Source organism: Atribacterota bacterium (genome assembly GCA_028717805.1).
GTDB lineage: Bacteria > Atribacterota > Phoenicimicrobiia > Phoenicimicrobiales > Stramentimicrobiaceae > Stramentimicrobium.
This window is the reverse complement of record JAQUNC010000014.1, coordinates 23,536-48,190: the sequence shown is the minus strand read 5'-3', so window position 1 is coordinate 48,190 and position 24,655 is coordinate 23,536. Positions and strand designations below refer to the sequence as shown.

The 24,655-nt window shown below is 34.5% G+C and carries 23 protein-coding genes, 1 pseudogene and 1 riboswitch; of the genes and pseudogenes, 2 read left to right on the top strand and 22 right to left on the bottom strand.

The annotated features are described in order from the left end of the window. Positions 1-335 precede the first annotated feature (335 nt). The 3 genes from PHD84_04700 to PHD84_04690 form a co-directional block, all read right to left on the bottom strand. Positions 336-1,115, bottom strand: a complete 780-nt coding sequence (locus PHD84_04700) for an inositol monophosphatase family protein (protein ID MDD5637099.1) — start codon at positions 1,113-1,115, stop codon at positions 336-338. A 77-nt stretch (positions 1,116-1,192) separates the two neighbouring features. After that, positions 1,193-2,857 (bottom strand): MBL fold metallo-hydrolase, encoded by a 1,665-nt coding sequence (locus tag PHD84_04695; protein ID MDD5637098.1) that lies wholly within the window; start codon positions 2,855-2,857, stop codon positions 1,193-1,195. A gap of 77 nt (positions 2,858-2,934) precedes the next feature. Beyond that, positions 2,935-3,408 carry a flavodoxin domain-containing protein gene (locus PHD84_04690; GenBank protein ID MDD5637097.1) on the bottom strand — a complete coding sequence of 158 codons (474 nt, stop codon included), beginning with the start codon at positions 3,406-3,408 and terminating at the stop codon, positions 2,935-2,937. 262 nt (positions 3,409-3,670) lie between these two features. Between PHD84_04690 and PHD84_04685 the strand changes: the two genes are divergently transcribed. Further along, complete coding sequence (locus PHD84_04685; protein ID MDD5637096.1) at positions 3,671-4,837, top strand: pyridoxal phosphate-dependent aminotransferase; 1,167 nt, start codon at positions 3,671-3,673, stop codon at positions 4,835-4,837. A 22-nt stretch (positions 4,838-4,859) separates the two neighbouring features. Here PHD84_04685 and PHD84_04680 read toward each other — a convergent pair whose 3' ends face one another. From PHD84_04680 to PHD84_04595, 18 genes are all read right to left on the bottom strand, one after another. After that, positions 4,860-6,266: a sodium:solute symporter family protein gene (locus PHD84_04680; protein ID MDD5637095.1), complete on the bottom strand. Its 1,407-nt coding sequence runs from the start codon at positions 6,264-6,266 to the stop codon at positions 4,860-4,862. A 1-nt stretch (position 6,267) separates the two neighbouring features. Further along, positions 6,268-6,450 (bottom strand): hypothetical protein, encoded by a 183-nt coding sequence (locus tag PHD84_04675; protein ID MDD5637094.1) that lies wholly within the window; start codon positions 6,448-6,450, stop codon positions 6,268-6,270. A gap of 43 nt (positions 6,451-6,493) precedes the next feature. Then, a complete protein-coding gene (locus PHD84_04670; GenBank protein ID MDD5637093.1) occupies positions 6,494-7,144 on the bottom strand; it encodes a histidine phosphatase family protein in 651 nt (216 codons plus the stop codon). 95 nt (positions 7,145-7,239) lie between these two features. Next, on the bottom strand, positions 7,240-8,328 hold the full coding sequence (gene pgsW / locus PHD84_04665; GenBank protein ID MDD5637092.1) for a poly-gamma-glutamate system protein: 1,089 nt from the start codon (positions 8,326-8,328) through the stop codon (positions 7,240-7,242). 265 nt (positions 8,329-8,593) lie between these two features. After that, entirely contained in the window at positions 8,594-9,367 is a 774-nt protein-coding gene (locus tag PHD84_04660; protein MDD5637091.1) for an acyl-CoA dehydratase activase, read from the bottom strand. A 53-nt stretch (positions 9,368-9,420) separates the two neighbouring features. Continuing rightward, the gene (locus PHD84_04655; GenBank protein ID MDD5637090.1) at positions 9,421-10,689 is read right to left on the bottom strand and encodes a 2-hydroxyacyl-CoA dehydratase family protein; all 1,269 of its coding nucleotides are present in this window, start codon (positions 10,687-10,689) and stop codon (positions 9,421-9,423) included. After that, positions 10,682-11,800: a 2-hydroxyacyl-CoA dehydratase family protein gene (locus PHD84_04650; GenBank protein MDD5637089.1), complete on the bottom strand. Its 1,119-nt coding sequence runs from the start codon at positions 11,798-11,800 to the stop codon at positions 10,682-10,684. The genes PHD84_04655 and PHD84_04650 overlap by 8 nt, the downstream gene beginning before the upstream one ends. Positions 11,801-11,838: 38 nt before the next feature. Beyond that, the gene (locus tag PHD84_04645) at positions 11,839-12,615 is read right to left on the bottom strand and encodes a thermonuclease family protein (GenBank protein ID MDD5637088.1); all 777 of its coding nucleotides are present in this window, start codon (positions 12,613-12,615) and stop codon (positions 11,839-11,841) included. Between the two features lie 244 nt (positions 12,616-12,859). Beyond that, on the bottom strand, positions 12,860-13,081 hold the full coding sequence (locus PHD84_04640; GenBank protein MDD5637087.1) for a DUF3796 domain-containing protein: 222 nt from the start codon (positions 13,079-13,081) through the stop codon (positions 12,860-12,862). Positions 13,082-13,175: 94 nt separating this feature from the next. Beyond that, complete coding sequence (locus PHD84_04635; GenBank protein MDD5637086.1) at positions 13,176-13,940, bottom strand: SDR family NAD(P)-dependent oxidoreductase; 765 nt, start codon at positions 13,938-13,940, stop codon at positions 13,176-13,178. Positions 13,941-13,943: 3 nt separating this feature from the next. Then, a complete protein-coding gene (locus tag PHD84_04630) occupies positions 13,944-14,648 on the bottom strand; it encodes an ABC transporter ATP-binding protein (GenBank protein ID MDD5637085.1) in 705 nt (234 codons plus the stop codon). Continuing rightward, positions 14,641-15,414 (bottom strand): ABC transporter ATP-binding protein, encoded by a 774-nt coding sequence (locus tag PHD84_04625; GenBank protein MDD5637084.1) that lies wholly within the window; start codon positions 15,412-15,414, stop codon positions 14,641-14,643. The genes PHD84_04630 and PHD84_04625 overlap by 8 nt, the downstream gene beginning before the upstream one ends. Next, positions 15,414-16,481 carry a branched-chain amino acid ABC transporter permease gene (locus tag PHD84_04620; GenBank protein MDD5637083.1) on the bottom strand — a complete coding sequence of 356 codons (1,068 nt, stop codon included), beginning with the start codon at positions 16,479-16,481 and terminating at the stop codon, positions 15,414-15,416. Before PHD84_04620 ends, PHD84_04625 begins: the two co-directional genes overlap by 1 nt. A 4-nt stretch (positions 16,482-16,485) precedes the next feature. Continuing rightward, the gene (locus PHD84_04615) at positions 16,486-17,379 is read right to left on the bottom strand and encodes a branched-chain amino acid ABC transporter permease (protein ID MDD5637082.1); all 894 of its coding nucleotides are present in this window, start codon (positions 17,377-17,379) and stop codon (positions 16,486-16,488) included. Between the two features lie 113 nt (positions 17,380-17,492). Then, positions 17,493-18,614 (bottom strand): ABC transporter substrate-binding protein, encoded by a 1,122-nt coding sequence (locus PHD84_04610; protein ID MDD5637081.1) that lies wholly within the window; start codon positions 18,612-18,614, stop codon positions 17,493-17,495. A 789-nt stretch (positions 18,615-19,403) separates the two neighbouring features. Beyond that, entirely contained in the window at positions 19,404-20,423 is a 1,020-nt protein-coding gene (locus tag PHD84_04605) for an ATP-binding cassette domain-containing protein (GenBank protein ID MDD5637080.1), read from the bottom strand. 14 nt (positions 20,424-20,437) lie between these two features. Next, positions 20,438-21,130, bottom strand: a complete 693-nt coding sequence (locus tag PHD84_04600; protein MDD5637079.1) for an ABC transporter permease — start codon at positions 21,128-21,130, stop codon at positions 20,438-20,440. A 398-nt stretch (positions 21,131-21,528) separates the two neighbouring features. Beyond that, positions 21,529-22,353 carry a substrate-binding domain-containing protein gene (locus PHD84_04595; GenBank protein MDD5637078.1) on the bottom strand — a complete coding sequence of 275 codons (825 nt, stop codon included), beginning with the start codon at positions 22,351-22,353 and terminating at the stop codon, positions 21,529-21,531. A gap of 86 nt (positions 22,354-22,439) precedes the next feature. Continuing rightward, a riboswitch (molybdenum cofactor riboswitch) is annotated at positions 22,440-22,558 on the bottom strand. A gap of 347 nt (positions 22,559-22,905) precedes the next feature. Here PHD84_04595 and PHD84_04590 point away from each other — a divergent pair. Then, positions 22,906-23,733 (top strand): LOG family protein, encoded by an 828-nt coding sequence (locus tag PHD84_04590; protein ID MDD5637077.1) that lies wholly within the window; start codon positions 22,906-22,908, stop codon positions 23,731-23,733. A gap of 232 nt (positions 23,734-23,965) precedes the next feature. On the opposite strand, the pseudogene PHD84_04585 reads toward PHD84_04590, so the two are convergent. After that, positions 23,966-24,343: pseudogene (locus PHD84_04585) on the bottom strand (CPBP family glutamic-type intramembrane protease). Between the last annotated feature and the right edge of the window lie 312 nt (positions 24,344-24,655).

Genomic DNA, 24,655 nt, shown 5'->3' with positions numbered 1-24,655 from the left:
CATTATTTTTTGTTCCCTCCAAGGCATCAGATGAACACTCCTTTTACTAAGTTTTCATCTGTTATTTTATTAGAAAGTGTTACCTATGTCTTGAAGTTTTTTGTTACTCATGTCCTGAAGTCGTACCCACCCAAAAGAAGTTTAACCAAAAACTATAAACCTTTAACTATAAAAACTATCAACTTCAAGGTCATTGCGAGCACTGCTTTGGCAGTGCGTGGCAATCTCATACAGTTATTCCCCTATAAACTTTATGCTATCTATGCTCTAATATGCCATACGGTATGCTTATTTATCATTAGTATTCATCCAATATTTGGTAATCGATTTTACATTCAAATACTATTAAATATTGGTATAACCTTATTCTTTAAATTGGGAACTACTACCAGTATATCCTTCTGCCAGAGGTCAAATGGTTTCCCATTAATTAAAGTAACGCTGGCTCCGGCTTCCTCGGCTATTAATACTCCGGCTGCCATATCCCAGGGAGCAAGTTTATAGTGCCAGTAACCATCCAGTACCCCTGCGCCTACATAACAAATTGCCAGACTGGCACAGCCCATGAATCGAAATAAATATGAATTCTCCTTGAGTAATCTTTGTGTCATCAGAATATTTTTATTATAATAATATGGTTCATGACCCCAATCTGAGGCAAATAATTGATATTTACCGTTATTACTATCAGTTGTTTTTATCTGCCTACCATTACGATAAGAACCAGCCCCCTTTCGGGCATAAAAAAGATCCTGCCGAAGCGGATCAAAAACAACACCACAAACCGGTTTATTTTCCCTCCAGTAACCAACAGATACTGTAAAAAAGGGGACCTGTTTTACAAAGTTTAAAGTGCCATCTAAAGGGTCAATAAAAAAGGCATGCTCTTTTTTTAGTATATCTTTATCTTCTTCTCCAATAACAGGAATATCAGGGAATCTGTTGGAGAGCTCAGTGGTAATTATTTCTTGTGATTCACGATCAACGTTGGTTACCAGATCATGACAATCCTTTTTCTCTGATACTCTGAATTCTCTACTTTCATAATAATGTCGAATAAAGTTACCAGCTTTTAGTGACACACTAATAATGCTTTCCAGTATATCATATTTCATGCTGCCACACTCCAGATATGAGACCAATTTAAAAATATACTAATAGCTTAAATAAGGTATTATTAAGATTGTTCGGACTAAACTTCTAACTCATTTTCCTTAATTAAATATTTCACTTTACGAATATCTTTTTGCAATTCTTCCACTTGCTGTTTTATTTTATACCAAATGCTTTCCTGTTCATTCTCTATGCCGGAAAGTTCCATTTCATTTAACAAGAGATAAAATTTATGTTTAATTTTATTTAAATCAGTCAAAATTTCGTCCAGCTGTAATTCCTTATTGCTATCTTTTATCATTCCCTGAGTGATAATCTTCTTATCCCTAATGAGAAAGGTCTCACCAAGAGCAGGTGTATAAGCATCAAAGCCTAATTGTTGCTGGAGTAATTCAGCAAAAGATTCTGATTCTTCTTTTTCCCCGTGTACTACAAAAACCTTTTTAGGCTTGTTTCGCAATCCTTTCATCCACCATAATAATTCATCTTGATCTGCATGAGATGAAAAACCATCAAGATGATAGATTTCTGCTCTTACATCAACCATTTCATCCAAAATATCTAAGCTTTTTTCACCACTGACTATCCTTCTACCCAAAGTTCCTTCAGCTTGATAACCTACAAAAATAATTGATGATTCTTTCTTCCAGAGGTGTTCTTTCAGGTGGTACTGGATTCTACCTCCATCACACATACCGCTAGCAGAAATGATTATTTTACTTCTTTTAGAACTATTTATCTGTTTGGAAGATTTTGCCGTACTGGTCATTCTCAAAGATTGAAAATCAAGTAACTGATTTCTCTTTTCCATAATCCTTAAATCTTTTTGAGCAAAATCCTGGAGATTATTTCGATATATCTTAGTTGCAGCGATGGCCAAGGGGCTATCAAGATAAAACCTCAATTTCTTTAGCTTTTTGTCTTGTTTTGTTAATTGTCTCAGTTGTAAATTATAATAGTGACTTAATTCATAAATAATATCCTGTGCCCTCTGCAAGGCAAAAGCTGGGATAATAACATTCCCTCCCCTTTTTATGGTTTTATCAATAATGGAAAAAAACCTTTTCACTTCCTGTCGATAAGGACGATGTTTTCTTGCTCCATAAGTGGATTCAATTACTACATAGTCTGCTTCTTTAACATGTTGTGGATTTTTTAAAAATGGTTTATTCTTTCGTCCAATATCACCTGAAAATAACCACTTACAGGTTCTACCATCCTCGTTTACCCATAATTCAATAGCAGCTGAACCTAAAACATGTCCGGCATCCTGAAATCTGAAACTAATATTTTCATCAATACTGATTTTATATTGATATGGTGCAGCTCGAAATAATAAAAGACAGTCTAAGGCATCTTCAATACTATAAAGTGGTTCTACAAATGGTTCACCAGTTCTAAGTCTCCTTTGATTCTCCTCTTCTGCTTCTTCTTCCTGAATCTGTCCACTATCAGGAATCATGATAGAACAAAGCTCCATGGTAGATTTTGTACAATAGATCTGCCCATGAAAGCCTCCTTTATAAAGTTGGGGAATTCTTCCACAATGGTCAATGTGGGCATGACTAAGAATAATAAAATCTATTTCTTCAGGCCGAAAAGAAAATGGTAGATAATTTAAGCGAGTAATAGCTTCATCTCCTCGAAAAAGGCCACAATCTATTAAAAATTTCTTATATTTAGTCTGGATAAGATAACAGGAACCAGATACCAGACGATTAGCTCCTAAAAAACTGATCTTCATATCAAATCTCCTTTCTTACACTCATCACTAGTTCTATTTTTAGCTATCATTTTTCTATTTTAACACAGAAGTACAAATTATAACTCATTTAGTACTTTATTGGCAAATAATTCTGCTTTATGTAAATCTGTTAAATCAGGATGCCCTTTATTTATTCCGCCTAACAATACCAGAGGACCAAAGGTATCCCATCCTTTGATAGAAAGACAATCAAGTACTTTCAATCCCTTTTGTTCGGCTTTATAAATAATATTATTAAGAATACGCTTTATATATTTTTTTTCAATATTTCCGCTGGTGGTAAAAAGAAAGGTTTTTTGACCGGATAAAGCTGGTAAATTATCCAAGAATGATTGAATTTTTTGGTGTGGTTTACCAAAATAGATACCAGTGCCAATTCCAATTGCTTCATAGTCTAACAACTTAGCAGGCTTAATCTGATCTGGTTTGTATAAATCAGCCTGGAGTCTTTGAGTAATTACCTGAGCAACTTTCTCAGTGTTCTGGTGGTGATATGACTCATATATGATAATAATTCGTGGTTTTGACATCCCTTATTACAACCAGTAATTTGATTTCAATATTAAAATTTTATACTAATTTAACATAAAATCATTCTACTTTCCACTATTTTATTAATATTAATTTCAAAATACCTCCTTCTGATTATTTTCTAAGAAAAAGAATATATTTTTAAGTTTATTACTTTTTATTTCCCCAAAAATATATTAGAATATAAAATTAAAATATTCTTCATTTATTCATTCCAGAGACCAGATATAAATATATGAAGTAAAGGTAGGGATTATTAATATGACACAAAAACACGATTTTCAAATCACAGAAAATGCAAACTCAATTAAACCTTTCATAGCAATGGATGTAATGGAAAAAGCCCAGCAACAAGAAAAATCAGGTTTGCATATTATCCATCTGGAGGTGGGAGAACCTGATTTTGACACACCCCCCATTATTAAAAAGACAGCTATTGAGGCAATCCGGGATGGTGATACTCATTATACTAACAGTATGGGTAAACTCGAACTAAGAGAAGAAATAGTTAATTATTATCATAGAAAATATCATCTGAAGATTTCTCCGGAACAGATTATTGTTACTTCCGGTACTTCTCCGGCAATGTATCTTATATTTGCCGCAACATTAGAACATGGCGATGAGGTCATTCTTTCTGATCCACATTATGCCTGTTATCCAAAAATGATAAATTTTTTAGGCGGAAACCCGGTTTTTGTTCCCGTGTATGAAGAAGAGGATTTTAAATATAATCTTAAACTGATTAAAAAATATATCACTCCCAGAACTAAGTTAATTATGGTAAATTCTCCTGCTAATCCTACCGGAATGATTTATAGTAAAGAGAATCTTGAGGCTATTGCCAATTTAGGTTATTATACTCTTTCCGATGAAATATATCACGGCTTAGTGTATAAAGGAAAAGAGCATTCTATGCTTGAATTTACTGACCGCACCTTTATTCTGGATGGCTTCTCCAAACGATATGCTATGACCGGATGGCGTCTGGGCTATTTAATTGCTCCTCCGGAATATATTAGACCTTTGCAAAAAATTCAGCAAAACTTTTTTATCTGTGCCAATGCTTTTATTCAAACTGCCGGAATTACAGCTTTGAAAGAATGCGATGATGAAGTTAAAAATATGGCTGAAATATACAATCAGAGGCGTATCTATCTTCTCAAACGACTTCAGGAAACTGGTATCGCCTGTCAGGTAGAACCAGCCGGGGCTTTTTATGCTCTGGCTAATGTCAAAAAATATACTAACAATTCCTTTCAGATGGCTTTTGATATTTTAGCAAAAGCCAGAGTAGCTGTAACTCCCGGCATTGACTTTGGAAAGAACACAGAAGGTTATTTAAGAATTTCTTATGCCACCTCTTTAGAAAATATAAAGGAAGGGATGAATCGGTTAGAAAGATATTTTCAGAATTATCAAGCCTGATTATCTAGATTGTACTTCTTTTTCAAATAGCCTTATGTTTAGGAAATCTTATTTCAGCTATCACAATAAAAATAATAGTGGAGATAATGATACACCATACTCCTGGCCAGATTCCTAAGGGATAGTAGCCTGTAAAGTACATGGTAATAACACTTAATCCCCCAATAATAATGCTACTAAGCGCAGCTATTAAATCTCTCTTTGGCCAGAAAATACCAAAATAACTGGGTGCCAGAGCCAAGAGACCGGCAGAAGACATTACCGATAATTCAACTATAATGCCAAACTTTCCTAATGAAAAGAGAAAGGCCAATATCGCAATAACAGGCACCATAATTTTACCAAATATTAATTTAGTCTTTTCCTCTACTTCAAATAACTGACCATATATGTCCACTGTACACATAGAACTGAGAGTCAGAATAATAGAATTTATGGTAGATACAGAAGCTGCTACAATGCCCAGAAAGACTATAAGAGCTAACAGAACAGGCGTTTTTTCTAATATTAAGGGAGTAATCATATCTGTATTGGTAACCTCCGGAAAGATATGTCGAGCTGCCAGTCCCAGGTGAACTACAATGAGGGTATAAATCAGGCCAAATATAGAAAAGCCTATAATCATTATCTTGAGACTTTTTTGATCTTTTGGTATAAACATCCTTTGGGCAACCTGAGGATTGGTTAAAGCAAAGAAAAGCCAGGGAACAGTAAGTCCCAGAAATCTATGATAGGGCATTTTATTAGCTGCCAAGAGCTCAGTATGGTCATTTTGAATAATTTGAAAAAAGGAACCCACACCTCCCATAAAGTAGTTCATAACATAATATAAAAGTAATAAGGAAGAAACCAACATAATAACAGATTGCATACAATCAGTCCAGGCAACAGAACGCATACCAGCCCAGAGAGTAAAGACTAAGATTATAATCAGAGTTAAGAAAACGCCCACCTGATAGGGAATTCCGGTTAAGGTTTCCAGAAGATAGCCAATACCAGTAAACTGAACCGACATATAGGGTATTAACATAAGCATAGAGAATATAGTAGCAATACCGCCCAGCAAGCGACTCTGATACACCTTGCTCAGTAATTCCACCGGTGAAATACAATCATACTTTTTTGCTATTGACCAGAAATAAGGGGCAAACAATACTAATAATAATATGGTTCCCATTAAATAAGATAGTTCAAAACCCATTACGCTTATGCCCATGGAATAAGTCATGCCCACCAAACCTACCATCATAAAGGCACTATAGGTTGTAGCACTGTAAGTCATTGCCGAAACAAAGCCGCCAATAGTTCGATTAGCAATAAAGTATTCGACAATGCCCGGTCCTGTTCTTTTCCTGGCTAAATAAGAAACTAAACAACCCAGAAGAAACCATATTAGTAAACCCCAGAGCATAATAGATGGCCTACTCATTTTATTTTCCACCACCTATGATCAGGAGTCCATATAAAATAACTACCAGTGATAAAATTATCCAGAATAGATAGGCACCAAAAAATGTGGCAGGTAATAAAAAAGGAACAGTTAAACTGAATAAAATAAGAATAAGAAAAACTATTAAGGGCTTTTTAATAGGACTCAAATTTATTTTATCCATTTTATTCTCCTTTTTACTAAGGTTAAAAACATTTGCTTCCCACTTATTCCCACTCAGAAATAAATTCACTGAGATGCCTGTTTTGATTTAATTGGACCAGGGTATAGCCACTCCACCTTGCATAGTGTAAAATGGTATAAGCCGCAGTGTCCATATGAATACGCCAGAAATAAGGTTTGCTCATTTCCAGACAGGATGCTATTAAGGGCTTTAAGACAGCACGATGGGAAACGATAAGCACTGTCTTGCCATCAAAATCCTTTCTAATTTTATCCAGTTCTTTTCTAGCTCTTTGCTGAACCTGATCTAAAGTTTCAATACCGGGGACGGTTAGTTTTTCTGGCTCGCGTAACCATATTTTCCATTCTTCGGAGTATTGCTGTGCAATAAATTGTTTAGCCTGTCCTTCCCAGGGACCCAATTCAATATTATTTATTCCCTCATTTACTTCAATTTCAGCGTGGCATTGTTGACCAATAACCTGTGCAGTTTGTTTGGCACGTAAGAGGGGGCTGGTAAATATCTTAATTGGTTGATATAAGCTCATCTCAGCAGCTAATTCTTTTGCTTGAAGAAATCCAAGCTCATTTAAGGGAAAATCACTTCTTCCGCGAAATAGGCCTTCTCTGTTACCCTGACATTCTCCATGGCGAACCAGAATGATCTTTGTTCTATCTCTATGATTCTTACTCACCTGATTAAAAACCTTCTTGATTTATAAATTAATTAGCATTATTGTAAATCTATTTTCCACTAAAAGCAATTATCTTTTTCCCATTTCTTATGTATTTACATAATTATTTTTGCTTTTTTTAAGTATATTATAAAGCTGATGACTATAAAAATTGTTAATATAATAATCTCTTTTTGATATTTATGTTCGAAGTATATTTCGGATTGACCAATTTCCGGTAAGGGGATGGGATCCAGGGGAAGGCGATTTTTTATAGCTAAATCTCGAATATTTAAGAGATGAACTACGGGAATCCCTGCAGCTAAAAATTCAAATATTAATCCTCTTTCTGCAAGAGCAGGAATTTCCAGACCTCCCTGCACTAGACCATTAGGAAAAGTAATAGAGGCAAGGCTATCTCCAAAATTGGCAGAGGCTCCTCCAATATTGACAAATAATTCAATCACATTCCCTTCTGCTTCTTCCCGATAAATTTTTAACCTTTCTTGAATATTGCCTATTAAACTACCGGTATTAATAAATGTAATATGTGATTGCTCAGCAATGTCCTCAATAGTTTTCTTAGAATCCTGGAAAAACATCCCTTCTGCCTGATCTTGATTACCTCCCATAGAAACTGCTGCCAGTTTATAATTGATAATGTTTCTCTGATTTAAAATCTCCAGCATATCAATAAAAGTAAAATCAGGAATAGTGGCTCCATACTCAGAAGCTCCTATAGCATAGATGGAGATGGGAGTAATCTCCATAACCTTGCATGCCGTAAAAGTAGCCAGGATTAAGGCAGGAAATGAGCCACTGGAACCAACAGCTATGATATCACCGGATTTTAAGTCAGCCTGCTGAAAATATTTCACCATTAAGGCAGCAAAATCAGGATTGGTAGAAGTCCTTTTGGCACTAAGATTACCCAGAGTGGTGGTCAATTGGGTATATTCTTCACCAATTAATCCGGTTCTGTTGGGATCTAATTGATTATTGATAAGTATTCCTCTCGCTTCTCTTTCTTCTCGGATAGCCTCTAAAGATTCTGACATAATTTTTGCTGCCTGATATTGTAATTGATAATAAGGAGTCACTGTCTTTACTTTAGAACTTTCAGTTAAAACCAATCCTGTAACAACAATAATAAAAATCAATGTCAAATATTTTATAGATACCTTACATTTAATCCAATTTCTCATTTTATATTAACTTCTGAAATAATTATTCTTAAGATTTTATAAATACCCTCCTATATTAAAGATTGTGTTCATAATTATTTTGGTCTATTTTAGCATATTAAAAAAGACCAATTTAAGACCAATTCTGATAGGGTACTCTTTTTATGACTTCTGAAAGGCCTCTAAAACTGAAAATCCTTTGCCTTCATTGCTCTGGCTACTTGTAATACGGTAGGTCCTCTTAGGAGGGGATTTCAGTTTCAACTATCACCATGATAAAATTAATTTATTTTGCTAAATCATGAGCAAGCAGAGCAGCGCCTATAGCTCCTACTATTTGAGGTTCAGGAGGTAGATACAATTTTTTCTTTATTTTCTTTTTAAAGCTTAGTATTATTCCCCTGTTTTTAGCTACCCCACCGGTTAAGGCTATAACATCTGTAATAGGTAAGCGAACTACCATAGAATATATGCGATTGGTAATTGCTTCATGCAATCCGCGAATAATATCTTCTTTTCGATAACCATCCGCAATCAGTGATATAACCTCAGATTCTGCAAATACGGTACACATAGAACTAATATGTACTTTCTTTTTTGATTGCAAAGAAAGGTCTCCTAAATCTTCCAGCGCTACTTCTAAAGCTTGAGCCATTACTTCCAGAAATCTACCAGTCCCTGCGGCACATTTATCATTCATCATAAAGTCAATAACCTGTCCACTCTCAGAAATAGAGATAACTTTGCTATCTTGACCACCTATATCAATTATAGTGCGTACAGCTGGATTGAGCCAGTAAGCTCCTTTGGCGTGGCAGGTAATTTCTGTTATACACTTATGGGCGAATGGTACATTTATTCTGCCATAACCAGTTGCCACAATAGAAGTTACCTCTTTTCTTTGATAACCGGAATTCTGTAATACCTGTTCAAAGCATTCTCTGGCATTCTGATTTATTCCCACTCTACTTTTTATAACAACATAGCTTTCAATTTTCTGCTCATTCATCAATACTACTTTAGTAGTTATAGCACCGATGTCTATACCAGCTACGACCATGGTATCTCCTTTTTTCTATAATTGTATAATTAAGAATCTTAATTCTCAAGACTTTATCTATTTTGACTGAGAATTTCAAAAAAGGCTTCTAATCTTGTTCTGGTTTGTCCTTCTGAGTAATTGCGCTTATCTATGCCATCCCCGTCCAGAATAAACATAGGAATTCCCTTTGCCTTCAAATAATCTTTTATCATGGAAGCTCCCCCACAACTCTGGCGACATCCCCTTTGATTAAAATGAATTACTCCATCAATTTTATATTTCTTAATCAGATTTTCAATAGATGAAATGCGACGACTTAAAGATCCTGCGCCTGGATTGGCTAATATCTTGTCTGCTAAACCTGAAAAGGGTTGAGTAAGGTCATATTCTAACCAAAATACCTGGTTTATTTCTTCAAAAGCAATCACAGCCTTATAATCTAACATAATCTGCCAGATAATATTTGGATAGTAGGGTCTTAACTGGTGTAACCATAAAATTCGAATACACTCCCTCTCAACAACACCTTTATCCTGGATTGCATTGTTTTTTACTTCCCGGGCTAGTAATTCATAAAAATTCAATCCATCCCTTGAACCCAAAGAAGCAAAATACATATATAACTGATAAGCAAGCGCATTCCAACCAGATAATGGAGCAGGAACCTTTTCCCTTATCTGGTTAATTTTTTTAATCAGCAATGTGCTTTGATTAGCTAATTCGAGAGCTTTTCTAAGTTTAATCGAAGAAAACTGTTCATTAGTTCTTTTGCTTACCCATTGAACTAATTTTTTTAATTCATTGACTAAATATTTTCGAGAACCTTGATTCCTTTCATATGGTGGGTCAATCAAATAGTAATCACAACCATAATATCTGCTAACATTTTGAAAGAATTTTACTGAACCATCGCATAACAATGAAGTAGAAATTACCATATCTGGTCTGGGAAGACAATTTTTCAAAGACATCCCACTGGCAACCCGGTAAAAAGAACATAAATCCGGCGAATAAAAATTAGATTCAGCTGTCTCTATAAAATAATCTGCCAGATTAAGAGAAGCTACTGAAGCAGAAATCATTTCCGGGTATAGGGGAATAAGATCCAGAGCATAAAGTAATTCGGAAGGAGTAAATATACTAGCCCACACTACCGGTTTCTTTTGCTGATAAGCTATTTCCAATTGCCTGGTATAAAAATTTAACCAGAACAAGAAACTACTATCGGATTTTCTAAAATAATAACTTCCTACTTTCCTAATAAGTTTATAGGTGAAGGAGCTCTGAGCTAAGGATATGATGATTCTATCTTTTAAATCACTATTTATTATATTACCCAAATTCTATAGCCTCCATAAAAGCCTGTATTCTCGTTCTAACCTGTCCACTAATATTGTCGCTAAATTCTCCTTCTAAACATAATGAGGGTACTCCCAGAGATTTTATTTTTTCTCTTAATAAAGGTATTTGAAACAGAGAGATATCGCAAAATTTCTGAGTATAAAATATCACTCCATCTATCTTTCTGTCTGTGATAATTTCCAACAATTTTTCTTCTCTTGCTACGCTTTCCATCATTCTTGGGCAAGAAATCTTATGTAAATAAAAGCTGGCAATAGCATCAATCTTATCTGGATTAGTTTCATCTATTTTATTCATATAATAACGCCAGCCATTACAATGGTCAGCTAACTCAATAATTCCTCCATATTCTTCAATTACCTTAATTATCACTGCATTGTCCAGGACTGAGCCGGTCAATAATATTCTAGGAGTTTTTTTCTTTTCCCCCGGCTGATTCTGCTTTGTAATCAAATGGGAATCATACATTATAGAATCATTAGAGTATAGACCGTAAATTTTTTTTATTACCTGCATCCTATCTTGAATCAGTTTAAAAAAATCATAATAAGAAAGATTGGGATTCTGTTTTTTTCTCATTTCATCCAATCTCATAAAAATAGTACGGAATTCATTGCTCTCCCTGATGGCCTCTTGTAATGCTTCATCTGTTATTTCTCTGCCGGTAAAATCTTCCAAACTGTGCTTCAAGTCATACAAATATGATTTAAAAAGTTCTTCGCTTGCCTTATCTCTCTTTCTGGGTAAGTCCAGAAAATAAATAAAGGAATCTCTGAAATAATAGCTCATTACATCGTATAAACGGCGCATACCATCACAGGAATTCAATAAAATAAAAGGTGCCATAACATTATCCTGACCCTGCTTTATTGCCCAGCTTAAAATACTGCGTACAAAAGGACAAAAATTACTATCAAGAAAGGTATTAGCCAAAGAAGGATCAAAACCAAGTGGAATTACTCTCTGGGGTTGAAAACCGGATGCTAAAATTATTTCCTGAGGAGTATAGGAACAAAAGAAGGCTATCAATGGTTTCTTTTTTATTGTGATGATTTTATTTTTTTGAGAATGTGGTGGATATTCTAACATTAATCTTCCTTAATGTATTTTGAATTCCATAACAACTATTATTTATCTATTATATCAATTATGCTAATTTGTTGTGGAGATTTAATTATCATTTGAGGATTCCCATTATGTAATTGAATTAAACCGGTAACCTTTATTTTTTTATTTAAAAAATACACAGCTGGATTAGCAGGGTATAAATGATAATGTTCAGCGAAGATTACTAAATCTATGGTCCCCTGCCAATTACGCTGGAAATTTAAAAAGCAGGCCTTACCAGAATCATAAGTCCTTAAGATAGAACCCTCCAGAGTAACTATTTGATTAATATAGACGGGGGCTTCCTGCCAGCTAATTACCTTGACAGAATAATCTTCACCTTTAATTTGACCTGGTGGAAAAACTGAGAAAGCCCATAAACCATGTTTATTTTTTTCTGCCCTTAATGTCACTTCCTCTAATCTTTGATAATATTTGGCATCTAACGAAAGATAGCGAAAATCAGCCAGACCATATCTAAGCATTAATTCATTTATCATTTGGCTGTTCTTTTTTAAAAAAACATAACGCAATAGCCGTCCATGTTCATCCTTATCCTGAAAATCTTTCTCCAGGATAATCTCTTCTCCTTCGGTTATGTAAAATAAAAACCATTTGGCTAGATCATACCCCGGTTGTCCAATCTCTGGGGCATCAATGCCTAATAAACGAACTATTTCGTTAGTCTTCAGAAGGAATGTATCTCCATCTATTACCTGACTAATAAAATAAGTTTTGGCATTTGCCAGAATGGCAATTGAAGAGATAAATAAAATAATTAATAAATATCTTTTCATTATATCTAAATGGTTATTCATAAAAGATAAAACAATTTGGAATCGATTTTTTCTAGCATAATTTTTATTTCGAACCTCAGTCAAACAAACAATATAGCTGGTATATTTTAATCCTTATGGTTAAATATTTTTATTTAAACTTTAAACCATAAAAAGACTATATTTTGATTGTTAAGCAAAATTATTATTCTTAAGGGTATTATATTAATTAAATAAGAAAGGATTTTTACGAAAATTATGATAATTAAACCTTGATAATTCCTACTAAGCCCAAAATAGCAACAAATAATCCTACAAATCCTAATAAACCAAGATATTCCAATTCCTTTCGTAAAAATTTAAAATAGGCAAAAAAGGCAAAGAAAGTAAAAAATAACAATTCATAGGGATTATTATGAGCAAACCCCTGGAATCCTAAGAAACCGATAAAACCTATAAATCCATATAACCACGCTGAAAATTTCATTTTGATATACCATTCTCTCAATTTTCTTATTTTTTACAATGTCAGTAATAATAGTACTTTACTATAAGCTATTACTAGTGTCCCATGCAAATATCTAAATTGAAGCTAACAGTCCGCCATCTACATAAATAATCTGTCCATTAATAAAATCGGAGGCAGAAGAAGACAGGAATATAATGGTACCAATCAATTCATCAGGATTCCCCCAACGATGAGCTGGAGTACGATTTTTAAGCCAGGAATCAAATGACTTATCCTGACTTAGAGGAAGGGTCATCTCGGTAATAAAATAGCCGGGACCAATGCCATTAACCTGTATATTATATTTAGCCCATTCTACACTCATAGCTTTAGTTAACATCTTTAGACCACCCTTGGCTGCCGCATAGGGAGCTATGGTTTCTCTGCCAATCTCGCTTTGTAAAGAGCAAATATTTATAATTTTCCCTGATTTCCGCTTAATCATACCTCTTGCCACTTGCTGACTAACCAAGAAGGCTCCGGTAAGGTTGGTATCAATCACTTTTCTCCAGGCTGATTCTTCAAATACCTCAAGGGGCTTCCTTATCTGTATCCCGGCATTATTTACCAATATATCAAGGAAGCCAATCTCTCTCTCCATATTAACAATTTGTTCTTTAATCTCTTCTTTGTCGGTAATGTCGAAAGGGTATCCAACTACCTCCAATCCTTCTCCTTTTAACCTTTCCACAGCCTGTTTTAGCCTATTCTTGTCTTTGCCATTGAGCACTATTCGGGCTCCCGCCTCTCCCAGTCCTCGAGCCAAGACTAAACCCAAACCACGACTGGAACCAGTAATAAGTGCAACTTTGCCCTTCAAATTGAAAATATCTAACATCTTCTACTCTCCCAGATAGGCTTTTTTAACCTTCTCATCATTCAGTAGGTCTTCCCCGCTACCCTTTAAAACAAGACAGCCTGTTTCCAGTACATAGGCATAATCAGATATTTTTAAAGCAGCAAAGGCGTTCTGTTCCACTAAAAGAATCGTTATTCCTTCCTGACTGATTTTATGAATGGTCTCTATTATTTCCTGTACCAATAATGGTGCCAAACCCAAAGAAGGCTCGTCTAACATTAAAAGTTTGGGACGAGACATTAATCCTCTAGCTACTGATAGCATCTGCTGCTCTCCACCGGATAAAGTGCCCCCTTTTTGCCAGAGTCTCTCCTTTAACCTGGGAAATAGCTCATAAACCCACTCTAAATCTTTAGCAATTCCTTCATTATCTTGCCGGGTAAAGGCACCTAACTCTAAATTTTCCTTTACTGTTAAATTAGGAAATATTTTTCTCCCTTCAGGGACCATTGCTACACCCATCTTGACAATATGGTCAGTTGAAAAATTATTAATATTTTTATCTTGAAATATTATTTTCCCAGTCTTTGTTTTAACCAATGAACATATGGCTCTCAAGGTAGTGCTTTTTCCGGCACCGTTAGCACCAATAAGTGTAGTAATTTTACCTTGCGGTACTTCAAAAGTGATACCTTTTAAAGCGTGTATTCCACCATAAAAAACGTTCAAATCTTCTATTTTAAGCATATTGAGCTTCCACCCCCAAATAAGCTTTGATAACTTCTGGATTATGTTGTATCTCTTCGGGATTCCCCTCAGCAATCGTTACACCATAATTTAGAACTACTATTCTCTCGCATATTCCCATTACTACCTTCATATCATGTTCTATCAATAAAATGGTCAAATCAAAATCTTCCCTTATTTTCTGAATAAAACGCATAAGCTCCTTAGTTTCCTGAGGATTCATGCCTGCAGCTGGTTCATCCAGAAGTAAAATCTTAGGCTCTGTTGCTAAGGCTCTGATAATTTCCAATTTTCTCTGCTGACCGTAGGGAAGACTCCCTGCCTTTTCCAATTTGCATTTTTCTAAATCAACTTTCTCCAGTAATTCTATAGATTTCTGGTAGATGTTTTCTTCTTCCTTGACATAGCCTGGAAATTTAAAGATGGCAGAGGCGAGACCTGATTGTAAATGGAGGTGAAATCCAATCATTACATTATCAATGACTGTTAAATTTTCCATAAGCCTCACATTTTGGAAGGTTCTGGCAATACCTAACTTGGCTATTTTATCTGGCTTCATTCTAGTGATATCCATATTTTGAAAATATATCCTGTTTTCGGTAGGAGTATATATACCAGTAATCATATTAAAGACCGTAGTTTTGCCAGCACCGTTAGGACCGATTAATCCTACCAGCTCTCCGGTTATTAGTTCCAATTTGAAATGCTTCACTGCTGTTAAGCCACCGAATTTTATGGTGATATTATCTATATTTAATATTTCCATTAAGAGGCACTCCCTTCAGTGGGTTTTTTATTAGTAAATATTCTATTAATCAGTTGAAAGAATCCTCTCCAGGAGAATTCAATTCCCCCCATCAAACCCCTTTGTTTATACAGAATAAGAATTAAAAGCAGGACTGAGAAAGAAACCATCCTTAATCCTGGTATAGGTGGAAAATTAAGTGGTCCTAAATTAAAGCCAGCTTCAATAGGACGAAGATATTCTAGAAAGAAATTAAAGAGAAAAGCAGCAATAACTGTTCCGGTTATACTTCCTAATCCACCGAGCACTACTACAGCCAAAATATTAAAGGTCATCACGAACATAAACGCCTTTGGATCTATAGTAGTCAATAAACAGGCAAATAAGCCACCCCCTACTCCGGCAAAGAAGGCACTAATAGTAAAGGACATTACTTTATGATAAGTGAGATTTATTCCGATAACTTCAGCTGCAATCTCATTTTCTCTAATTGCCATTAACGCTCTTCCAAAACTACTATTAATTAATCCTTTAATAATATAAATGGTTACCACTGCTACCCCTACCGTCCACCAGAGATTGGTATATTCTGGAATACCCTTAATGCCCAAAGCACCATTAGTAATGTGAGGAATATTATTGGCAACGATTCTGATTATCTCGGCAAATCCCAGGGTAGCAATTCCCAGATAATCCCCTTTCAATCTTAGTACAGGTAAACCGATTACAAAGGCAGCCAAAGCAGCAACTAATCCGCTTAAGAATAAGGCTACTATAAATGGAGCGTGGATTACCGTAAAGGGCCAGGCTAAAGGTTCCAATATAAAAATTATTTCCTTATAATAAGGAGGGAGAACTAATAAGGCCGTTACATAGGCACCAATTGCCATAAAACCGGCATGACCCAGAGAGAATTGTCCGGTAAATCCATATATTAAATTTAAACTTACTCCAAGAGTAACATATATCGCACCGAGATTAAGAATTCTTATCTTATAAGCGTCCAATTTATTCTGCGCAAAGTACACAAATAAAAAAAGTATTATTAAAGCTATCAGGGTATATATTTTATCACTTTGTTTTTTCATTGTGTTACACCTTCTCTTGTACCTTTATGCCTAAAATACCATCGGGCTTAAACAATAATATTAAAATTAGAATTATAAAGACAAAGGCATCTCTATAACCTGACAGGGCAGGGAAAAATGTTACAAATAAAATCTCAGACATACCTAAAACAAACCCACCCAGCATAGCACCCGGAATACTACCGATACCTCCAACTACAGCAGCAATGAAGGCTTTTAAACCAGGTATCATACCCATGGTGGGAAATAGCTGTGGGAATCTAAGACTCCAGAGAATACCTCCTACTGCTGCCAGCGATGAACCAATAACAAAAGTTACCGAAATTGCTCTGTTTACATCAATTCCCATTAATCTGGATGTTTCAATATCTCTCGATATTGCCCTCATTGCTAAACCGGTTTTTGTTTGATAGATAATATAGATTAATAGGGATAGAAATATAATAGATATCCCAATGGAAGCAAACAGAGTTGATTGAATACGAATCTCTCCAAATTGAAAAAGTCTGGTAAAAAATGCTGGTCGATGAACAGATTTGGGAATACCAGAAAAAACTACAATAGCTAAATTTTGCAGAAAGAAAGATACTCCAATTGCCGATATTAAAGCTGAAATTCTAGGTGCATCTCGCAAAGGTTTATAGGCAATCCTTTCAGTCAATACACCAGTCAAAGCAGTTAACCCAATGGCAACCATTGCTGAAGCCCACCAGGGCAGATGAAAAATCAAGAATCCAAAATAAAGGAAATATGGTGCCAACATAAATATTTCTCCATGGGCAAAGTTTATTAATCTTAAAATTCCATAAACCATGGTATATCCTATGGCAATTAAAGCATATAAAGTACCCAGTGATAGGCCATTCGCAATATTCTGCAAGAATAGATTTATTGTCATGGACTTCTCCTTGTCATTATTGGAATGAAAACTTCATAATCATTATAGGCAAAAGAGATAGGACTTAATCCTATCTCTTTTGCCTATAATATCAATTACTTATCTATCTCAAATTAAGGATAGACAGTAGCTTCATATTTATATTCTCCGTTTACAATCTTCACTAAAACAGCCGGTTTAATAGCATCACCATTTTCGTCAATGGTGATAGACCCACCAGCACCCTGAAAACCTTTGGTAGAAGCTAAGGCATCCTTGATTGCAACTGGATCAAATGAACCTGCTCTTTCAATGGCATCAACCATTAGGTTATAGGAATCATAGCAAAGAATTGATACAGCATCAGGAGCTAAATTATATTTTTCTCTGAAAAGTTTAGCAAATTTTTCAGATTCAGGTGTAGCAGGTTGGTCTTCAGCAAAGAAAGTACTGGCAATTAGACCTTCAGAAGCATCTTTTGCTAGATCTATCAAAACCGGATTGTGTAAAGTATCACCACCTAAATATTGACCTATATACCCTAATTCTCTGCCTTGAATAGCTATCAGGGCAACGTCTCCAAAATATCCAGGGAAGAAGAGAGCTTCTGCTCCAGAAGCAATAATCTGGCTTAATTGGGCACTAAAATCTTGGTCACCGGTATTATATTTAGTATCACTTACAATCTCTCCCCCCAGTGCCTCAAAGGTTCTTTTATAGAAATTAGCCAGTCCAACCGAATAATCCTGAGCAATGTCAACTAACAGAGCAGATTTTCTAACTCCTAGAGTTTCATAAGCATACTGAGCCATAACCTGACCCTGGAAGGGATCAATGAAGCAAGCACGAAATACATATTCTTTTCCCTGAGTGACTAAGGGATTGGTGGCAGTGCCAGAAAGCAGCGGTATTCCCGCTTTATTGGCAACTTCACCGCCCGGAATAGCCATACCGCTACCATAACTAACAAAAACTGCTACAGCCCCTTCTCTTTCAATAAGCCTGGAAACCGCATTGGCAGCTTCAACTTTATCACTCTTATTATCAACCAGAACTAATTCAATTTTTTTGCCTAATACTGTTGGGATTTGCTCATGAGCTAACTCATAACCCCGCCAGCATAGCTCTCCTCCAACTGCCATAGCGCCAGTCATTGGTTCGGCGACACCGAATTTTACCACATCCTGAGCTAATGCTACGCTACCTATTAAAAGCATCAATCCAGCTAAAGCAAAAACAATTAAATTTTTTTTCATTTATTTTCTTCCTTTCTTTTCTATTAAGATATTTTGACAAACGCCTAATTTACTAAGAATTTACTAAGAACTAAATTCTCAAGTTTTTATATTTTCTTTATTATCACCTCCTGAAACTTTTTTCTTTTCAAAATCATCTGTATAATGGTTAAAGAGGCAACCTTCATACATTTAGCTTGAAGAACCTCTGAGCAAAATATACCGTTTTCTTATCATTTTTTATTCTACTTTTCCACTTTTAGCTTTTTACCTATATTTTAACTTAATATTGCCCGGAAATACAACTCCCTGCTTTGGACTTCGGGTAAAAAATGATCAGCTGGTTTATATTTATTTGTATGGCAAGAATATCCTATTTAATCATCACCATCTTCCAAGTAAGTCGTTTTTATGAATAAATAAATATGAATTGGAACTCAATTATCCAAATGATTTATTCAGGATTAAATCATGATTTACTTTAGAATAAATTTAATGGAGCCAGTATCTTGATTAACACTTTTTATTATAAGCTAAATTAATTAGTAAAAAAATCTTGGTCTATTTATATTAAAAATATTTAATTCCAGAATAAGTATATCATATAACAGAACAAAAAACACTCCCTGGTAATTCTTCTTATAAACAGCACGCACTATAACTGATAGCCTCAAGAAACCTAAGGAGAGAAGGGACTTTTTATTAGTTACTGTTTTCAATTCTTTTTTCTTTTTTTGTATATCTTTTAAAAGAAATATTTTACCGGTCATATCCCATCGAAAAAAAGCTTTTGGGCAGTACAAGAAACAATCAAAAACATTTTACAGCAGAGGCTTTAAAGGTGAGGCAAATATTGCTGCTTATATTTATGTTCATTTTTAGAAATGAATCACGGGTGATAACGCTAACTAATTCTACGCCTATATCTATTACTAATCTGATAAGATGGTTATGTTCAGAAATTTTAATTACTTTTCCTATAAACGAATTTTGAGCACTGGAGGCAAATTGATTATAGGATAAAATTATATCACTGGGAGCAATGTAAATATAAACATAACCTCTTCTTTTACTCACCAGGGCAAATTTTATTTCCTCTGTTATTTTACACCATTGCAATCCATTTTCCTGTATTATTTTGCCTCTAAAGATATTTTCCGGAATATGTTGAATAATCCTACCTTCCAGTAATGATATTATTGTATCAGCCAACCGATATGCTTGAGAAAGGTCATGAGTAGTAAAGATAACAGTAGTATTCAGTTCACGATTAATTTTTTTTATGATTCTTTCTACTGCTTCAATATATCTCTTGTCTATATTTGCAGTTGGCTCATCTAAAAAAAGTATATCTGGCTCTATTGCTAAAGCCCGGGCAATAACCACCCGCTGTGCTTCTCCTCCTGAAAGTTGATTCGATCCTCTTCGCTCAAAACCGGATAGTCCTACAATTTTAAGAACTTCTTTAATTCTTTTTTCCTGTTCTAAATAAGAAATCCCTCTTATCTTTAAGCCATAAGCTATATTATTATAGACTGTGGTTTGAAATAAAAATGGCTTTTGATGAACTAGAGTAATCTGTCTCCTGATTTTCAATAGGTCATTTTTAGAAATATTTTTTATTTCTTTTTCCTTAAAAAATATTTTCCCGTTATCCGGGATATCAAGCAAACTTAAAATATTAATCAGGGTAGTTTTACCAGAACCATTGGGACCAACAATGGCATAAATTTTCCCCTGTTCAAATGCAAAAGATGAAATATTCAATACAAGGCGCTTATCATAGATTTTTTTCAGATTTTCAATTCTAAGTAAAACGTAGTTATTCATTCCAATTAACCTTATTATAACTTTTTACTTTGTATATAACTAAGAAATACATTTATACTCAAAGAAATTAATAACAATATGATTCCTAGAGCTATACCAAAACCAAACTCACCTTTAGAAGTTTCCAGGGAAATGGCTGTAGTCATGGTTCTAGTAGATCCTTTAATGTTGCCTCCTAACATCATAGCTGCTCCTACTTCAGCTATAATTCTGCCAAACCCAGTAATAATTGCTGACATAATGGTATAACGACCTTCTTTTACCACTGCCCAGGCTGCTTGTATTTCAGTTGAACCCAGAGTTAAAGCAGTATTTCTTACTTTAGTGTCAATTCCCTGTATAGCAGAATGGGTTAAAGCAATAATAATTGGCGTTGCTAAAAAAAATTGTCCGATAATTACGGCAGTCGGGGTATACAACAGCCCAAAATAACCTAACGGACCTACCCGAGAAATAAAGGAATATATAATTAAGCCAACTACCACCGTAGGTATTGCCAGGGCATTATTCAGCAGTATAACTGTAAATTTCTTCCAGCGAAATTTTTTTACTCCAATTAAAAAACCAAGTGGTACACCGGTTAAAGAAGCTAAGAGAATAGCAATACCTGATACTTTTAAAGAAAATAATACAATGATGAAAACTTCCTTATTCAAAGAGAAAATTAATTGAAAAGCTTTCTGTAATCCCTCAAAAATAAAGCTCAAAAAACTACCTCTCTTTACAAATTTATCATAGAAGCGAACTTCCCTAAAACCACTCTACATTTTTTCTCATTTCGATTCTATAAATTTCTTCTGACAATCTTGTTAGAATATATTGTTTTCAGGATATTCCGAGGAAATCCTCTCCTTTTAGAACATCTGGTTTAATATCTATCTTAACATTTAATATTCACTTGGATATCTTCTCTACATTATTTTGGGTAATAAATGCTATTTGGATTAAGGCATAAATTATATAAATTATTCACTCCATAATTAAAATTTAACTCAGGTATATATGTTCCACATGTTCCTTATTACAAATTATTTAATAGTATCGGAATTTAGAAAAATTCCAATACTATTAAATAATGTAATTCACTGAAAACTATAATTTTTTCTTATTTGATAGCATCCGGGAAAAATAACACCTCACCGTGTTTTTTGAATTCCCCGACTATTTTTTGTCCTTCAATAGAGGTCATCCAAGCAATAAGCTGCATGGCTTCCATATATTTAACATGGGGATGTACTGCTGGATTAACAGCGATAATTCCATAGGGATTAAAGAGGCGGGGATCGCCTTCTGAAAGAATAACCAGCTTTATCTTGTCTCTAGTTGCTAAATAAGTCCCCCGGTCAGAAAGTACATATCCTTGTCTTTCATTTGCTACTAATAAGGCAGCTTCCATACCCTGTCCAATTTCCAGATACCACTCACCCTTTGGTTCCATACCTGCACTTTGCCATAACTCTAATTCTTTTATATGAGTTCCGGAATTGTCACCACGGGAAACAAAAAATGTTTCTTTTTCTGAATTAGCAATTCTGGTAAGAGCTAAAGCTGCGTCTTTTTCATCTTTTATACCTACAGGATCATCTTCCGGTCCTACAATAATAAAGTCATTATGCATAACATCCCTGCGATTTACTCCATAACCATCTTCCACCATCTTATCTTCCGCCGCTCTGGCATGTACCAGGACAACATCCACATCTCCATTTTCTCCCAACTTAATTGCAGCACCAGTTCCAACTGCAATTACTTCTACTTTTATATTGTATTTCTCTTCAAAAGGAGGTAGTAAAACTCCAAGTAATCCTGAATTTTCCGTACTGGTTGTTGTCGCTAATTTTATGTTTATCGGTGTAGCAGAAACTACAAAAGTTAAAGTTATCATAATTACCATAATTATACTTACCATTATAGAAAAATATCTCTTCATAAAAATCTATTTCCTTTCAAAATTATTGTATAAGCGACACGTAGATAATAAAAAACCAACACTGTGTCTGGTGTTGGCTAATTAATTCCACCTGATATCCACCTCCTTTCCAAACACGGGAGGAATAGGCGTTTCCGCTTATTCCCTTTTGGCTATTCACCATTACCTCAGTATTAGGTGTAATAGCTCGGAGTTATGTATTTTTAATCAATAATCAGCTTTTACTTAATTTATTATAATATTTGCCTTAGACTTAATCAAGCAAAATAGTGTTATATTTTGTTTTAATACATCTCCAGATATAATTCCCTGAATTTTTTTGTAGAAGCAGATGGAACATATAAAATATTTTTTAGATTTAAAATATAGTATATAATTGCTATAATTATTTATACTTTATTCCAAAAGATATTTATTATAAAGATACAAAAACCAGGTAATCAGGGAAGTTATCCCTTGAAATCCTTCAAAGAAGATGATATACGTTATACTATATAGTTCTAAATAGAAAGATTCCCCTTGAATATCTTATAGAAAGTACAATTAATTGCTATGAATAAAAAATTAAGAAAAGCAGAAAAAGCCTATAAAAATATAGATTTTATCAATAGCGGTGATGCCAGGGTTATTCGAATCTTAGCAGAATTACTGGAGCCCATGCAACGTTTTCGCAAATATAAAATTAATGATACAATTGTTTTTTTTGGTTCCGCACGAACCAAGCCTCCTATTGTAGCGATAAGGCATCTTAAAGAAATAGGAGAAAAGATTAACGCTATAGGTAGACAAAATAAAAAACATTTATTGGAAAAATTAGAAAATGCCAAAAATCAGGTTTTTATTGCCAGATATTATCAGGATGCTGTAGAATTAGCCAAACGCTTGACTGCCTGGTCTAAATCACTGAATTCAAATTCTCGCTTTGTAGTTTGTTCAGGAGGAGGATTGGGAATGATGGAAGCAGCTAATAAAGGTGCCAAGGAGGCTGGTGGTAAATCAATTGGTCTGAATATCAGTATCCCTATGGAACAAGTCCCAAATCAATATATTACTCCTGAACTTAATTTTGAATTTCATTATTTCTTTATGCGCAAATTCTGGTTTGTTTATTTAGCAAAGGGATTGGTTATTTTCCCAGGTGGTTTTGGTACAATGGATGAATTATTTGAAGTACTGACTCTACTCCAAACTAAAAAATTAGAAAAACAGCTACCTATTGTTATCTATGGCTCAGAATATTGGAAACAAGTCATTAACTTCGATGCTATGATAAAATATGGTACTATCAGCAAATCGGATCTAAAATTATTTCAATTATGTGATACAGTTGATGAGGCTTTTTCCTATTTAACTACCGAACTTACCAGGCTTTACCTTTAAGTACACAAGGGGACAGTTCTTTTGTGTTACTATTTTAAGAAAACAATGGTAGGGTATAAAGATACTACTATAAGATCTATAAGATTTGCAGTTTGTGTGTGTTTTCGAGGCAAGTAAATTCAGGAAGTGTAGCAATCTCAGGCAATCTCATCCTCTTATACCAGCATAGGATTGAGATAAAAAACTGTACTATACAAATATCTAATTACAAAATACTAGATAGCAGATACTACTAAAGGAGTTTTTTGGGAAAAGAATCACTCGGGAATAATCTCTTTTGATATAATAGTACTAATAATGCTAACACAGTTCTTAAGATACTTTCCCGGATTTTAGCACTTAAACTAATTTGAAATGTCTCCCCAGCCAAATTATCAAGATAATGAAATAAGATGACTATTAAAATACTTTTACCAGCTTTATAATAGACTGCTCCATACAGGATAGAAATGGAAATAATGCTCAGCATATAATTCCAGAAGGCAAGGCCTCCCAACCCCAATTGGTAATGATAGCTTCCTTTAATAAAAAATAAAGGTAGATGCCATATTGCCCACATCAATCCCAGAAAAATAGCGGCAATGGTAAAATCATATCTTTTTACCAGCTCTGGTAATGCTACACCTCTCTACCCTAATTCTTCAGTTATGGGACCAAAAAAAGCAAGAAAAAAGCATAAGATAAAGTCATTTCTGGGGCTATACTGAATTGTAACCTTGCCCAATTAAAGTCAGCGCCATTATTGCCGCAAAATACTTCACCAGAAAAGGAAAAATAAGTACCAGGAACAACAATTTTGGAGTAATCCTTTTATAATCAAGTAACCGTTAACCAATAGTTTTACCTCTCTTCTCGGCCATAAAAATTGAATAAAATAAAGAAAGCAGCAAGAGCCGAGCTTAACATACTTAAATATATTATC